This is a genomic window from Blastococcus sp. OS1-29 (assembly GCF_057628075.1).
Genome location: NZ_JBXXJK010000002.1, coordinates 601,308 through 615,048, shown reverse-complemented (window position 1 = coordinate 615,048; position 13,741 = coordinate 601,308). Strand labels below are relative to the sequence as shown.

Sequence of the window (13,741 nt, the reverse complement as noted above, 5' to 3'; positions counted from 1 at the left end):
CCTGACGAGTCCCGCAGTGCGCTCCCCGGGTTGGCGGCGTGTCGCTCACACGGCGGGTGCCCGGCAAGTCGGTCGACGCGGAGCCGGAGCGGTGCGAACATCCGCCCGTGGAGCTCGCCACCTCGCTGCCGGCCTTCCTGCTGGCGGTGCTGCTCATCTCGGCCTCGCCCGGGCCGGCGATGGCGCTGATCCTGCGCCGGGCGGCGCTGCGTGGGCTCGCCGGCGCGGTGCCGACGGTGCTCGGCCTGGAGCTCGGGCTCTACTGCTGGGCGCTGTTCGCGGGCGCTGGGTTCGCCGCCCTGGTCGCGGCGTCGGAGATCGCGTATCTGGTCCTGCGGGTCGTGGGCGCGGCGGTGCTGCTCTACCTCGGCGTCCGTGCCCTCCGGCAGGCCTGGCCGGCTCGCAGGGGCCCCGACGCCGTCGCGCCGCCGGAACCGCCGGGTCGGCGTCGCTGGTGGGGCTCGTTCGGGGAGGGCGTGCTCGTGCAGCTCGCCAACCCGAAGGCTGCCGTCTTCATGATCGCCTTCTATCCGCAGTTCGTGCCGGCCCGCGGGCCGGTGTTCACGACGACGGCGCTGCTCGGGCTGCTGCAGGTGGCGCTGGAGGCTGCGCTGTACCTCGCCCTGGCCGCCGGGGTCGCCCGGGCCGGCGCCTGGTTCCGCCGCCCGCGGATCCGCCGTCGCCTCGAGGTGGTCAGCGGCAGCGTCCTCATCGGCCTGGGGCTGCGCGTCGCCGTCGGTCCATGAGTCAGTTGCCGGGCTTCATGGTCCGGCCGCGCTGCTGGTCGTCGTCGTCCGCCTCGTAGGCGCCCGGCACGGCGGACGGCTGCGTCGTGTCGGCGCCCGGCGTCGCCGGGCGGTCGGTCAGGTCGCCCCGGCCGGCGGACGGCGTGCCACCCGGCTCGTGCCGGTCGTCGGTGTCGGGCCGTTGCTCGGTCATGCGTTTCCTCCTCGGTCGAGGAAGCGGCTACCCGGTCCGGGGACGGCGAATCGGGGAAGTTGAGTCACTGTGACGAAAGCGTGGGCTCGTCCGGGGGTCGGAGGGTCTGCGTCAGATTGACGTCGTTGCCGTCCGGGTCCCCGATGTGGGCGACTCGTTGACCCCACGGCATGTCGTTCGCCGGCCCCTGGACGTGGCCGCCCAGAGAAGGGACACGCTCGAGCACTGCGTCGACCTCGGGTACCTCGACGCTGAGCAGAATGCGACCGGGGGAGCCGGGTTCGGCGCGGGTGTCGCCGACGAGGTTGAGTTCCGAGTCGCCGAGCGCGAGGACGACGGAGAAGGCAGGCCCGTCCTCGGGGTAGCGCTCGACCTCCCGGGCGCCGAGTAGTCCGGTGTAGAAGGTGAGCAGCCGGTCGAGATCGGCGGTGACGATGATCGGCCGGATGGTGGCGGGCACGGGCACTCCTGGGACGGACGACGGTTGCAGCTGAGACCGTGCCCAGCCGGCGAACTCGTCGGTGCGGGTGGGTGAGATCGTCGCCGCCGTCTACCGTTATCCCCAACACCGAGGCGGCGTCCCCGTGCCGTCGCGCTGCACAGTGAGCTGGCTGAGAAAACCGCGCCGAGGGCGCACCGGAAACGTCAGGGGACTGCGTAGAACGGCAGCTCGGTGTCGGTGGCGATGGACCGCGTGCTGCGCACCAGCGCCCGCTGGGCCAGTCGGGTGCTGAGCAGGGCGTTGCGGAATCGGAGTCCTGCTGCCGATGCCGGCGCCAGGAATCGCCCCGGGTTGGCTCCGGTCTGCCAGCGTCGCGCGTACGAGCGCATTCGCTCCTCGTAAGTAGTGAAGCCGCGTCGGTGGTCGCCGTCGGCCCGTGCCAGTTCGCCGGCGAGCACGTAGGCGCCCACGATGCCGGTGCCGACCCCCATGCCGCCGAGGGTGACGCCCCAGGCGGCATCGCCGAGCAGCGCCGTCCGACCGCTCGTCCAGCGGTGCGCGCGAACCCGGCTGATCGAGTCGAGATACACCTCGGCCGCGTCGTCCAGGCCGGCGAGCAGGGTCGGTGCATGCCACCCCAGGCCCGTGAACGCGCGGGTGATCAGCAGCTTCTGCTCGTCGAGGTCGCAGCGGGCCTGGGGGAGTGGCCGCCCCGCGAAGACGGCGAACGCCAGCGCCCGGTCGGGCGCCCGCTCGTCGACGGTCACGCTGATCATGCGGCCCGGGACGTTGTAGTGCTGCGCGGCAGTGCCGGCCCCGGCGAAGCGGGGGAGGTCCCATCCGGCGACGAGGTATCCGAGGTGGCGCAGGTGGTCGCGTTCCGGTCCGAATCTCAGACGGCGGACGGCGGAGTGCAGGCCGTCGGCCCCGATGACGAGATCGAAGCTCTGGGCGGGGCGGCGGAGGAACTCGACGCGCACGTCGGCGGGACCCTCGAGCATCGCGGTGATCTCGTCGGCGAAGACGTAGTCGACGGCATCGGCGCTGTGCTGGTAGAGCAGCCGCGACAGGTCTCGCCGGCGCACCTCGACGTCGCCTCCCGCGAAGCTGGCCGGCAGCTCGAAGATGGGGCGACTGTGCTCGTCGACCCAGGTCATCGAGCCGCCGTGCGTCTGCACGCTGCGGAGATCGTCGAGGATGCCCATCCGTGCGAGCACGCCGAGATGGGTGGGGCCGCGGAAGTCCACTGCGAACCCGGACGTCCGCAGGGCCGGAGAGACCTCCACGACGGTCACGGTCGCGCCGTGCCGCGCGAGCCAGAACGCCACCGCCGGGCCGGCCACACCGGCGCCGGAGACAAGGACGCGCGTGCCGGAGAGAGCTGTCATCGTGGGCCCCTTGACTAGGTCATCTGTGTCCGTCGGACACGGTGTACCATAGACACAGTTAAGCGGCAGGGCAAGGGGAGGAGTCCGATGAACAGGAGCGCCGTCGACCTTCTGTGGGGCCCTCAGCCCGCGGTGCGGCGGGGCCCGCGACCGACCCTGGATCTCACGACGATCGCGGTGAAAGGCGTCGCCATCGCCGACGACGCGGGCTTGGCGGCTGTCACGATGCAGCGGGTCGCGGAGGGCCTGGGCGTGACGAAAATGGCCCTGTATCGCTACGTGCCCGGCCGGGCGGAGCTGATCGCGCTCATGACCGACCTCGGTATGGGCACACCGCCACGGCTGGACGACATCGCCGGCGGATGGCGTGCGCGACTCGAGCACTGGGCCACCGAGATCTTCGGCCTCTTCGTCGCGCACCCGTGGGCACTCGAGGCGACCCTGGGATCACGGGTCATGGGCCCCAACGAGCTGGGCTGGCTGGAGCAGGCGCTGGCCGTGCTGTCGGACACCCGGCTGAGCGGCGGTCAGAAGCTGGACCTCGTCGCGACGCTGCTGGGGCACGTGCGGATGCTCGCGCAGCAGGCCGCCGCGTTGAGCGGGGCACCGTCCGAGGACCTGCTGGGCCGGACGATGTCGGTCGTGCTCGCCGGCCACGCGGAGCGCTTCCCGTCATTCGTCGCAGCCCTGGCGGACCCGGGCACGGAGGGGCACGCACTGACATTCGGGTTGCGCTGCATTCTCGACGGCGTCGCGCCGCTGGCCGAGCGGGGCTGACTGGGGAGCTTCCGTCAGCGTGACGCTCCCAATGAGTTGACATAATGTGCATTATCGGCGCACGGTGGTTGAGCCCAGAAGGGGCTGGTTCGCCGGTATCCCCGCCCGATCTCACTCCGGCTCGTCGTCCGTTCGCGCGCACGTGTTCGGCAACCGGCGTCGTGTGTGGCCGCCCCGGAGGCATGCGCCCGTGGAGAACCCGCCTCCTCGGCGGCGGTCTCCGGACACCGCAGCACCGCCCAGAGTCCAAGATCAACTCCCCCGCTGTGGATCTTGATGTCTGACCAAGATCATCGCGACCTGCTTCTTGCCATGTCGTGCGCTCGGTGGCTGCTGACGGCCTGGCAACGCATCTTCCCCCATGCAGCCACACCAGCTTCCTAACGTCACAGTGACGTTAGGAAGGTGGTGTGGCCGGCTCGGCGAGCGCGTGCGCCCCGGCGTTCGTAGGGTCGGCCTATGGAACTCCGACGACCGATACTTGCGTTCACGACGGCTTTGACGCTGGTCTGCGGCGGCGCGCTCACGGCATGCGGCGATCCGGTCAACAGCGACACGGGAACGCCGAAGGACACCGCGTCCAACACCAGCCAGCATGAGCAGACCCAGGACAACACTGGGCCGCAGCAGGGCTCGAGCAGCAGCGGCGCCGGCGCGCCGGCGTCCTGATGGTCAGCTGACTCGCTCGGTGACCCACAGACGGTCCAGGCGGCCGGTGGACCGCAGCAGCTCGGCGAGCTGACGTTCCAACTCGACCTTCGTCGGCCGCTCGGTCAGCAGCGTCTGTGCGTCCTCCAGGGCGCAGCGCAACTGGTAGAGCCGGTCCTGCAGCCCGTCGAGCTCGGCCCGGGACACCAGCACCACGTCACCGGGCAGACCGGCCTTCGCGGTGGCCGAGCGCTGCTCGTAGGCGCGCTGACGGCAGGCCTGCCCGCAGTACAGCCGCGGTCGCCCGACCGACCCCTGTTCGGGAAGAACCCGGCGACACCAGCCGCACCGCCGTTGCTCCCCGCTCCCCCGGTTGGGGATGGGGGACACCGGAAGCTCGCTCGTCGTGCCCGCTGCGTGTCGCTCTGCCACGTCTGGGCACGGTAGACGTCCGGGGCGACACTCCCCGGGGACACGCCAGAGAACCGCGCAGGAGGCTCCGAATGGCCGCTCCGGACATCGGCGAGCCGCCACGCTTCGACGTGCCGACCGAACAGGTGCTGCGGGAGGGGCGAAGCCTCAAGTGGACCCGCTACGAGCCCGCGATCGGGGCGTTCGTCGCCGAGATGGACTTCGGCACCGCGCCCGCGGTGACCCGGAGCCTGCTCGACACCGTGCAGCGCGGCCATCTGGGCTACGCCACCCCCCAGGCCGCCGCGCAGATGGCCGGTGCCTGCGCGCGCTGGCTGGGTCGGCGGTACGGATGGGAGGTACCGGACACCTGGATCACCCCGCTCGGCGACGTCGTCGCCGGGCTGCAGGCGGCCATCGAGCGGTTCACTGCGCCCGGATCCGCGGTGGTCCTCCCCACGCCGGCCTACATGCCGTTCCTCGCCGTGCCGGGGCTCTTGGGCCGAGAGCTGATCCAGGTGCCGATGGTCGAGCGCGACGGCCGGGTCACCTATGACCTGGCCGGGATCGCCGCCGCCTTCGACCGGGGCGCCGGGCTGCTCGTGCACGTCAACCCGCACAACCCGCTGGGCCGGGTCTTCGACGTCGACGAGCAACTCGCCCTCGCCGACGTCGTCGCGGCCGCTGGGGCCCGGGTGTTCGCCGACGAGATCCACGCGCCGCTGATCTACCCGGGCGCCGCGCACCGCCCGTACGCCTCGCTGTCGCCCGAGACGGCCCGGCACACGGTCACCGCCACGTCCACGTCCAAGGCCTGGAACGTGCCGGGCCTGAAGACCGCCCAGCTGATCCTGAGCAACCCGGCCGACGTCGAGCACTGGGCGCAGGTGGGAGTCCAGTACGGGCACGGCGCGTCCACTCCCGGCCTGCTGGCCGCCGTGGCCGCCTACGACGACGGCGAGGAGTGGCTGGACGACGTCCTCGGCTACCTGGACGGCAACCGGAGGCTGCTCGCCCAGCTGCTGGCCGAGCGGCTGCCGCAGATCCGGTACACCCCGCCCGAGGGCACCTACCTGGCCTGGCTGGACTGCCGGCGGCTCGGGCTCGAGGGATCCGCCGGGGCGTTCTTCCTGGAGCGGGCCGGCGTCGCGCTGGTCGACGGGCCGGAGTGCGGGGCCCCGGGGGCCGGTCACGTGCGGCTCAACTTCGCCACGCCGCGGCCGGTCCTGGCGACGATCGTGGACCGCATGGCCGGGGCCCTGGCCGCCCGCTGACCGCTCGCCGACCGCGCGGCCGCCCCCACTAGCGTGGACCCGTGCCCTACGCCTTCCTCGACGGGCCCGGACCTGTGGCGATGGCGCACCGGGGCGGTGCCATCGAGCACCTGGAGAACACGATGCCCGCCTTCCAGGCGTGCGTGGACATGGGCTACCGGTACCTCGAGACCGACGTGCGGGTGACGGCGGACGGCGTCCTGGTCGTGTTCCACGATGCGACGCTCGAGCGGGTCACCGACCGGACCGGGCGGGTGGAGTCGATGTCCTGGGCGGAGGTCTCGACGGCGCGGATCGGCGGCCGGGAACCGATCCTCCGGCTCGAGGACCTTCTGGGCGCCTGGCCCGACGTCCGGTTCAACCTCGACATCAAGGCCGCCGGCGTCCTGGCCCCGCTCGTGCGGACGGTGCGCCGGCTCAAGGTGGCCGAGCGCATCTGCCTGGGGTCGTTCTCCGACGCGCGGATCGCGGCGGCCCGCCGCCTGTTCGGCCCGTCCGTCTGCACCGCCCTGGGTCCCCGTGGGGTCGCGGCGCTGCGCCTGTCGTCCTACTCCCCGCGCGCGGCGGGACTCGTCCGCATCCAGGCGGGCGTGGCCCAGGTCCCGCTGCAGCTGGGTGGCCGGGCGTTGGTCGACGAGCGGTTCCTGGCCGCCGCGCACGCCCGCGACCTGCAGGTGCACGTCTGGACCGTCGACACCGAGGAGGAGACGACGGCGATGCTGGATCTCGGCGTCGACGGGGTCATGACCGACCGGCCCGCGATGCTCAAGGAACTGCTCGAGAAGCGCGGTCAGTGGTTCCCTCGCTGAGCGCCCTCGCCGGACGGATGCGCGGCTGGCGCCCGCGCATCCCACCCCTGGCCGACGACCTCGCCCGCCTCGTGAAGCCCGACGATCCCGACTGGTTCGCCCGCGAGATGGCCATCGCCGCCGCACCGCCCTGGGCGGTCTGGACGTTCCTGCTGCGCCGCTTCTCCTGGCTGGTGAGCATCTTCGGCCGGGTGCAGGTGACCGGCGGGATCGCCGAGGAGCTGCGCCGGGGGCCGCTGCTGCTCGCGGCGAACCACATCGGCGACTTCGATCCGTTCGTCATCGCCGTCGCCCTGCACAGGATCGGCGTCGTCCCCCGGATCATGGCGACCGGCGGCATCCTCGCCGCGCCCGTCGCCGGTGCCCTGCTGGAACGGGCCGGCGCCATCCGCGTGGAGCGGGGCACCGAGCTCGCCCGGCACGCCGTCCGGATCACCGAGGTCGCCCTCGTGCAGGGCGGTCACGTCGTGGCCTATCCCGAGGGCCGGGTGGGGCTGGCCGCCGACGGCTGGCCCGAGCGCGGCCGCACCGGGATGGCGCGGATGGCTCTCGGACTCGGCGTCCCGGTGATCCCGGTGAGCCAGTGGGGCGCGCACGAGGTGCTGCAGTACGGCAACGACTGGGGAAAGCTGCGTACCGCCGTGCGCGCGATCGTCCGCCGGCCGACGCTCGCGGTGCACGTGGGTCCCCCGGTCCGGCTCGACGACCTGGAGATGGGCCGCGTCGGTGACGCGAACCGGGCCCGCTACCGCATCGCGGCGGCGATCACCCGGGGCCTGGTCCCGTTGCGCGCCGGCGAGGAGTCGCGGCCGCACTTCGTCGACCGCACGCGCCCGACGACGGCGGTCGCCGCCTACCCGGGCGGGGTCGTGCCGGACGAGGTGCCGTGACCGGCCCGGGAGTACACGGCGCGGGAGTGACCGATGGGGTGACGGCTCCCCCGCGGTGCTGGACCCGCCGCCCGGCCACTGAGAACCTGCGCCGGTGACGACAGCGCTGCCCACCACCGGACCCGGCCTGCCCGTCGACCGGGCGCTCAAGCGGGAACGGTTCGGCTGGTACTCCTACGACTGGGCGATGTCGGTCTTCAACACCTCGGTGACGACCGTCTTCCTGGGGCCCTACCTGACCGCGGTGGCCGAGGACGCCGTCGGCGAGCACGGCCGGCTGTCGTTGCTCGGCCTGTCGATCGCGCCGGGCGCGTGGTTCTCCTACGTGCTGTCGTTCTCCGTGCTGGTCCAGGTCCTGGTGCTGCCGATCACCGGTGCCGTCGCCGACCGGACGGGCCGCAAGCGGGAGATGCTGGCCGGCTTCGCGTTCCTGGGGGCGCTGGCCACCACGGCGATGTTCTTCATCGCCGACGGCCGGTGGTTGCTGGGTGCGCTGCTGTTCGTCGTGGCCAACATCGCCTTCGGCGCGGCGACCGTCGTCTACTACTCCTGGCTGCCCGATCTGGCCGGCCCCGACGAGCGCGACGACGTCTCGAGCAAGGGCTGGGCGTTCGGCTACGTGGGGGGTGCCCTGCTGCTCGCCGTCCACCTCGGCCTGGTGCTCGCCCACGACTCGCTCGGGCTGACGACCGGCGAGGCGGTGCGCATCGCACTGGCGACGGCGGGGCTCTGGTGGGGGGCCTTCACGGTGTTCACCGTGTCGCGGCTGCGCAACCGCCCGGTGCGCGACCCCGACGCCGTGCGCAGCCACAGCGGCTTCCGGCAGCTCGCCACGACGATGCGCGAGATGCGGGCGTTCCCGCTCACCCTGTGGTTCCTGGGTGCCTACCTGTTGTTCAACGACGGAGTCCAGACCGTCATCGCCCTGTCGGCGACCTACGCCACCGAGGAGCTCGACCTCGACCAGTCGGTGCTGACCGGCGCCATCCTGATGGTGCAGGTGGTGGCGATCGGCGGTGCCCTGGGACTGGGCCGGCTGGCCGGCCGGTACGGAGCCCGGCGGGTGATCCTCGGCGCGCTGATCGCCTGGATCGTCGTGCTGGTGGTGGCGTTCTTCCTGCAGTCCGGCGCCGTGAGCCAGTTCTACGCACTGGCCGCCGTCATCGGCATCGTGCAGGGCGGCACGCAGGCCCTGTCGCGGTCGCTGTTCAGCCAGCTGATCCCGCTGGGCAAGGAGGCCGAGTACTACGGCTTCTACGAGATCAGCGACCGCGGGACCAGCTGGCTGGGGCCGCTCGCGTTCGGGCTCACCTACCAGCTGACCGGCTCCTACCGGCTGGCGATCGTCAGCCTGGTCATCTTCTTCGTGGCCGGCTTCGTCGCGCTGGCCGCGCTGCCCATGCGCCGCGCCGTCGTCGAGGCCGGCAACACCCCACCGGAGCGCCTGTGACCCCGGCCGAGTCCCCGGCCACCCAACCCCCACTGCCCGAGCTGGAGTCCGTGCCGGCGGCCGGCGACCGGCGTCGGCACCCCGCGCCGGCGCACCTGCGGTTCTTCCACGGCCCGATGGACTGCGGCAAGTCCACGCTGGCCCTCCAGGTCGACCACAACCAGCAGCGCCAGGGCCGCCACGGCGTCCTCCTCACCCAGGGGGACCGGTCCGCGGCGCCGCAGATCAGCTCCCGGGTCGGGCTCTCCCGGGCGGCCGTGGAGGTCGACGGTGACACCGATCTGCAGTTGCTCGTCCGCGACCGGTGGGCCGAGGGGCACCGGGTGGACTATCTCATCGTCGACGAGGCGCAGTTCCTGACCGCGGCGCAGGTCGACCAGCTCGCGTCCCTGGTCGACGACTGGCACGTCGACGTCTACGCCTTCGGGCTGACCACCGACTTCCGCGCCCGCCTGTTCCCCGGCACGCAGCGGCTCCTGGAGGTCGCCGACGACGTCCAGCGGGTCCAGGTGGAGGTTCTCTGCTGGTGCGGGCTGCCGGGGCTGCTCAACGCCCGCGTGGTCGACGGCGCGATGGTGCGGTCGGGTGAGACCGTGGTGGTCGCGGACACCGCACCGGCCGATCCGCCGCGGGCGGCAGAGGGCCGCTCCCCCGCCGTCCGGTACCAGGTGGTGTGCCGGCGGCACTACGTCCGCGGCCAGCTCGACCCGTCGACGGCGGGGCCGGGACAGCTGTCGCTGACCTGACGGGGGCGGAGGGGTCACCCCTCCGGGGGGCAGTGACGCTCCGGATCTGACCCCATGCGATGATGAGCAACTGTTTCGGGGGAATCTCTCCGCCATTTCTGTCGTTGATCTCTGCGAGTCCGCGTGCCTGGGTATGCCCCGGTCGCCGGACACCGAGTTTCGACCGACACCACGAACGAGAGGACGGTGGGCCATGGGCGAGCGTTCCCTGCGCGGCAGCCGACTGGGCAGCGTCAGCTACGAGACCGAGCGGAACACCGCGCCCATCGAGCGGCAGTACGCCGAGTACCGGTGCCCCTCGGGCCACCTGTTCACGGTGCCGTTCGCTGACGACGCCGAGCTCCCCGACACCTGGGAGTGCAAGTTCGACGGTGGTGCGGCCAAGCTGGTCGGCGGTGCCGAGCCGGCCCCCAAGAAGGTCAAGCCCCCGCGCACGCACTGGGACATGCTGCTCGAGCGGCGTTCCGTCGAGGACCTCGAAGAGGTGCTCGCCGAGCGGCTCGACGTCCTTCGTGGACGGCGCACCCGCGCCAGCTGAGCCCAGCACAGCTCGACCGAACGGCCCCGGTGGATCCCCACCGGGGCCGTTCCGCGTCTGGGGGCGGGCTGCGGTCGCGATCCGGGCCCCGGACGAGCCTGCGCTTCCGCGTGCTGCGATAGGCCGGCCCGCGTCAGAGCAACGGGCGGCCGTCGGGGCCGCGGACGATCTCGCCCTCGATCACCAGCGGTCCGGCGTCGGGCATGGGGCCGCCGACGCCGGCCGTCCGCACGCTCTCCACCCGCACCGGGCCGCGCAGGCGGTCGGGCAGCCGCCCGATCACCAGCCGCGTCAGCAGCCCGCGGACCAGCCCGCGGGTGACCGGCAGCAGGCAGAGGAGGCCGACCAGGTCACCGAGGAAGCCCGGCAGCACCATCAGCAGCCCACCGGCGGCCACGAGTCCGGCGTCCCCGAGCTCCCGGCCGGCCGTGCGGCGGGACCGGGCCCGTTCGCGGAGGTCGGCGAGTGCCTTCGTGCCCTGCCGCCCCAGCAGCGCGACGCCCAGTGCGCTGGTGGCCAGCGTCGCCAGGATCGTCCACCCCAGCCCGATCCAGCTCGCGACGAGCACGAACACGACGAACTCGGCCAGGACGACCAGCCCGGCGGCCAGGCGCACCCGGCGTCCGACAGCGTCTCTCACCACGGTCCTGCCTCTCCCTGCCCGCATCCCCGGCGACGGCGGCCCGCCAGCCGGGCCGCGCTCATCGCCCGCGGGAGCGGGTCCGCGCCGGCACGGGTCGGGCGACCCGGCCCGGCAGCCAGTCGGCCAGCCGGTCCTGCAGTCCCCACACGGTGACCCGCACCAACGCTTCCTTAACGATCGAGCGGCTCATCTTGCTCCGGCCGAAGGCACGTTCGGTGAACGTGATCGGCACCTCCCGGACACGGGCGCCCGAGCGGAACGCCCGCCACGCCCAGTCCACCTGGAAGCAGTAGCCGTGGCTGGCCACGTCGTCGAAGTGCAGCGCGTCGATCAGCTCGCCCCGCGCGGCGCGATAGCCGCCGGTGGCGTCGCTGAGCGGGAGGCGCAGCGCCCAGCGGGTGTACCGGTTGCCCAGGCGCGACAGCAGCAGGCGGTGCATCGGCCAGTCCGCCACCGCTCCCCCGGGCACGTACCGCGAACCGAGGACGAGATCGGCGGACTCCAGCGCGGTGAGCAGCAGTGGCAGCTGCTCCGGGGCGTGCGAGCCGTCGGCGTCCATCTCGACGACCACGTCGTACCCGTGCTCGCGCGCCCACCGGAAACCGGCGACGTAGGCGGGCCCGAGCCCCTCCTTCGTCGTCCGCCGCAGCACGTGCACCCGGGGGTCGGCCTGCGCCAGCTTCTCGGCGAGGTCGCCGGTGCCGTCCGGCGACCCGTCGTCGACCACGAGCGCGTGCGCCGTCGGCACGCTCGCGGCCAGCCGGGTCAGGATCGGCTCGAGGTTCTGCACCTCGTCGTAGGTGGGCACGATGACGAGCACCCGGTCGCTCACCGCCGTCCCCTCCCCCGCCGCCTCCCGACGATGAGGAGACCGGCCGCCCCGAGGCCGGTCAGCACCCACTCCGGGCCCGCTCCCAACCGCTGGGCCACGGTCGTGGAGTGCCGCTGGGCGATCTGCTCGACGAAGACCGCCGGCGTGAACAGGGACGACGACTCGGCGATGCTGCCATCGGGGGCGACGATCGCCGAGATGCCGCTGGTGGCCGCGACCGCGACGGTGCGGCCGAACTCGACGGCGCGCAACCGGCTCATGGCCAGCTGCTGGGCGCTCTCGTCGGTGTAGCCGAACGTCGCGTTGTTGGTCTGGACGACGATCATCCCCGCGCCCCCGTCGACGACGTCGCCGACCAGCCCGTCGTAGACGACCTCGAAGCAGATCAGGTCGCCCAGCCGGGCGCCGCCCGCGTCCAGGACGCCGACACGGTCACCGGCGACGAAGTCGTGGCGGACCAGGTCCACCTTGTCGCTGAAGAAGCGGAAGAAGCCGCGCGCCGGCACGTACTCGGCCAGGGGCACGGGATGCCGCTTGACGTAGGTGTCCCCCGGCCCGTCGACGGGATCCCAGACGATCGCGGTGTTGCGGACGTTCTGCCCCGGGCCGTCGACCACCGCGCCGACGAGGATCGGCGCACCGACCGCCCGCGCGGCCCGGTCGATCTGGGCTGCCGCGTCGGCGTTGGTGTACGGGTCAATGTCGGAGCTGTTCTCCGGCCAGAGAACGACGTCGGGCTGCGGTTGCCGCCCCGCCGCCACGGCTGCGGCGAGCTCCCGGGTGCGCTGCACGTGGTTGTCGAGCACGGCGCGGCGCTGGGCGTTGAACTCCAGGCCCGCCCGGGGCACGTTGCCCTGGATGACGGCGACGGTCGACGTCGGGCCACCCGAGGTGAGCGACGGACCGGGCAGCGGCAGCCAGGCCAGCGCCCCGACCAGGGGGACGGCGAGGACGGCGCCCACGCGCAGCGCCGCCGTCCGCAGCGCCGGGCCGCGCTCCCCCGCCGCGTCGGCCACCCGCCAGGCACGGTGCAGCGCGATCGCGGCCGCGGCGAGCAGTGCCCCGGCGAGCGCGACCGCGAAGCTGACCAGCGGGACGCCGCCGTACGCGGCCAGGGAGAGCAGCGGGCCCTCGGTCTGGCTGAACCCGAGCCGACCCCACGGAAAGCCGCCGAGGACGAATCGCCCGCGCACCGCTTCGTCGGCGACCCAGAGCGCGGCAGTCCAGAGCGGCCACAGCGGCAGCCGGGAGGTGAGCGCGGTCACGCCGCCGAGCAGGGCGAGGTGGGCAGCCTCCCAGACGGCCAGCGCCAACCACGGGAAGGCTCCGACGTAGATCCCGGTCCAGGAGAGCAGTGGGACGAAGAAGGTGAGGCCGAAGACCAGTCCGAGCCACAGGCCGGACCGCCAGCGCTGCCCCCGGACGGCCAGCGCGAGCGCGGCCGGGCCGAGGACCGCCAGGGCCGGGAGGTCGTGGTCGGGGAAGGCGAGGACGAGGACGAGACCGCCGGCGGCGGCGAGCAGAGTGCGCCACGGCATCCGCCGGGCGCTCCGGCCGGCGGGCGACCTCGGAGAGTCGGCCGGCCGCGCGAGCGTGCCGGTTCCCGGCTCTCCTGCACCTGCCGGCACGGACTGCCTCCCGGAACGCCGTCCCGGGCCGCTGGGTGCCGGGATCCTCCCCGCGCCGGACGGGCGGGGTCCGGACCGCCGCAGCGCTGCCGCGGTCCTGACCCAGCATCCCATCCCGCCAGACCCGGGTCGTCCGACAGCGCCGGCAGGATGCGCCGCCCGGGATCCGCATCTTCGGGCCGGACGGCCGGTCGCTGGAGGCGACCGGCTCGACCGTTGTCTGATGGCGCGGACGTCGGGCGGGCTCCACCGGAGGTGCCGGTCCGTCCTCCCCCGGCGGCCCGCCGCCCCCCTCGGCCCGGCTGTGGCACGGAGCGGCGCCGACG

At 73.2% G+C, this 13,741-nt stretch carries 16 protein-coding genes; 9 read left to right on the top strand and 7 right to left on the bottom strand.

The features are described from left to right. The first annotated feature begins 38 nt into the window (after window positions 1-38). Window positions 39-746 carry a LysE family translocator gene (locus tag AC2H4J_RS07555; protein WP_487464237.1) on the top strand — a complete coding sequence of 236 codons (708 nt, stop codon included), beginning with the start codon at window positions 39-41 and terminating at the stop codon, window positions 744-746. A 1-nt stretch (window position 747) separates the two neighbouring features. Here the strand turns inward: AC2H4J_RS07555 and AC2H4J_RS07550 are convergent, their stop codons facing one another. The 3 genes from AC2H4J_RS07550 to AC2H4J_RS07540 form a co-directional block, all read right to left on the bottom strand. Then, window positions 748-939, bottom strand: a complete 192-nt coding sequence (locus AC2H4J_RS07550) for a hypothetical protein (protein WP_487464236.1) — start codon at window positions 937-939, stop codon at window positions 748-750. 64 nt (window positions 940-1,003) lie between these two features. Beyond that, on the bottom strand, window positions 1,004-1,399 hold the full coding sequence (locus AC2H4J_RS07545; RefSeq protein WP_487464235.1) for a VOC family protein: 396 nt from the start codon (window positions 1,397-1,399) through the stop codon (window positions 1,004-1,006). A gap of 185 nt (window positions 1,400-1,584) precedes the next feature. Continuing rightward, the gene (locus AC2H4J_RS07540) at window positions 1,585-2,769 is read right to left on the bottom strand and encodes an FAD-dependent monooxygenase (RefSeq protein WP_487464234.1); all 1,185 of its coding nucleotides are present in this window, start codon (window positions 2,767-2,769) and stop codon (window positions 1,585-1,587) included. Between the two features lie 87 nt (window positions 2,770-2,856). Between AC2H4J_RS07540 and AC2H4J_RS07535 the strand changes: the two genes are divergently transcribed. Further along, complete coding sequence (locus tag AC2H4J_RS07535) at window positions 2,857-3,546, top strand: TetR/AcrR family transcriptional regulator (protein ID WP_487464233.1); 690 nt, start codon at window positions 2,857-2,859, stop codon at window positions 3,544-3,546. A gap of 459 nt (window positions 3,547-4,005) precedes the next feature. Beyond that, the gene (locus tag AC2H4J_RS07530) at window positions 4,006-4,215 is read left to right on the top strand and encodes a hypothetical protein (RefSeq protein WP_487464232.1); all 210 of its coding nucleotides are present in this window, start codon (window positions 4,006-4,008) and stop codon (window positions 4,213-4,215) included. A gap of 3 nt (window positions 4,216-4,218) precedes the next feature. Here the strand turns inward: AC2H4J_RS07530 and AC2H4J_RS07525 are convergent, their stop codons facing one another. Further along, window positions 4,219-4,626 carry a hypothetical protein gene (locus tag AC2H4J_RS07525; RefSeq protein ID WP_487464231.1) on the bottom strand — a complete coding sequence of 136 codons (408 nt, stop codon included), beginning with the start codon at window positions 4,624-4,626 and terminating at the stop codon, window positions 4,219-4,221. A 71-nt stretch (window positions 4,627-4,697) separates the two neighbouring features. On the opposite strand from AC2H4J_RS07525, the gene AC2H4J_RS07520 reads away from it, so the two are divergent. From AC2H4J_RS07520 to AC2H4J_RS07495, 6 genes are all read left to right on the top strand, one after another. Then, complete coding sequence (locus AC2H4J_RS07520; RefSeq protein ID WP_487464230.1) at window positions 4,698-5,879, top strand: MalY/PatB family protein; 1,182 nt, start codon at window positions 4,698-4,700, stop codon at window positions 5,877-5,879. Window positions 5,880-5,920: 41 nt separating this feature from the next. Next, window positions 5,921-6,688: a glycerophosphodiester phosphodiesterase family protein gene (locus AC2H4J_RS07515; protein WP_487464229.1), complete on the top strand. Its 768-nt coding sequence runs from the start codon at window positions 5,921-5,923 to the stop codon at window positions 6,686-6,688. Continuing rightward, the gene (locus tag AC2H4J_RS07510; RefSeq protein ID WP_487464228.1) at window positions 6,673-7,578 is read left to right on the top strand and encodes a lysophospholipid acyltransferase family protein; all 906 of its coding nucleotides are present in this window, start codon (window positions 6,673-6,675) and stop codon (window positions 7,576-7,578) included. Before AC2H4J_RS07515 ends, AC2H4J_RS07510 begins: the two co-directional genes overlap by 16 nt. A gap of 94 nt (window positions 7,579-7,672) precedes the next feature. Next, complete coding sequence (locus tag AC2H4J_RS07505) at window positions 7,673-9,028, top strand: MFS transporter (RefSeq protein ID WP_487464227.1); 1,356 nt, start codon at window positions 7,673-7,675, stop codon at window positions 9,026-9,028. After that, a complete protein-coding gene (locus AC2H4J_RS07500; protein WP_487464226.1) occupies window positions 9,025-9,774 on the top strand; it encodes a thymidine kinase in 750 nt (249 codons plus the stop codon). The genes AC2H4J_RS07505 and AC2H4J_RS07500 overlap by 4 nt, the downstream gene beginning before the upstream one ends. Window positions 9,775-9,967: 193 nt before the next feature. Then, the gene (locus AC2H4J_RS07495; protein ID WP_029336385.1) at window positions 9,968-10,312 is read left to right on the top strand and encodes an RNA polymerase-binding protein RbpA; all 345 of its coding nucleotides are present in this window, start codon (window positions 9,968-9,970) and stop codon (window positions 10,310-10,312) included. Window positions 10,313-10,445: 133 nt separating this feature from the next. Here AC2H4J_RS07495 and AC2H4J_RS07490 read toward each other — a convergent pair whose 3' ends face one another. The 3 genes from AC2H4J_RS07490 to lnt form a co-directional block, all read right to left on the bottom strand. Then, the gene (locus tag AC2H4J_RS07490; protein ID WP_487464225.1) at window positions 10,446-10,952 is read right to left on the bottom strand and encodes an FxsA family protein; all 507 of its coding nucleotides are present in this window, start codon (window positions 10,950-10,952) and stop codon (window positions 10,446-10,448) included. A gap of 61 nt (window positions 10,953-11,013) precedes the next feature. Then, window positions 11,014-11,787, bottom strand: coding sequence for a polyprenol monophosphomannose synthase (locus AC2H4J_RS07485; protein ID WP_487464224.1), 774 nt, complete (start codon window positions 11,785-11,787; stop codon window positions 11,014-11,016). Further along, entirely contained in the window at window positions 11,784-13,325 is a 1,542-nt protein-coding gene (lnt, locus tag AC2H4J_RS07480) for an apolipoprotein N-acyltransferase (RefSeq protein ID WP_487464223.1), read from the bottom strand. Before lnt ends, AC2H4J_RS07485 begins: the two co-directional genes overlap by 4 nt. Between the last annotated feature and the right edge of the window lie 416 nt (window positions 13,326-13,741).

Excerpts from the sequence above, each read along its gene's own strand:
- AC2H4J_RS07550 (WP_487464236.1), bottom strand. The coding sequence starts at position 939 with ATGACCGAGCAACGGCCCGACACCGACGACCGGCACGAGCCGGGTGGC.
- AC2H4J_RS07540 (WP_487464234.1), bottom strand. The coding sequence starts at position 2,769 with ATGACAGCTCTCTCCGGCACGCGCGTCCTTGTCTCCGGCGCCGGTGTG.
- AC2H4J_RS07535 (WP_487464233.1), top strand. The coding sequence starts at position 2,857 with ATGAACAGGAGCGCCGTCGACCTTCTGTGGGGCCCTCAGCCCGCGGTG.
- AC2H4J_RS07530 (WP_487464232.1), top strand. The coding sequence starts at position 4,006 with ATGGAACTCCGACGACCGATACTTGCGTTCACGACGGCTTTGACGCTG.
- AC2H4J_RS07520 (WP_487464230.1), top strand. The coding sequence starts at position 4,698 with ATGGCCGCTCCGGACATCGGCGAGCCGCCACGCTTCGACGTGCCGACC.
- AC2H4J_RS07495 (WP_029336385.1), top strand. The coding sequence starts at position 9,968 with ATGGGCGAGCGTTCCCTGCGCGGCAGCCGACTGGGCAGCGTCAGCTAC.
- lnt (WP_487464223.1), bottom strand. The coding sequence starts at position 13,325 with ATGCCGTGGCGCACTCTGCTCGCCGCCGCCGGCGGTCTCGTCCTCGTC.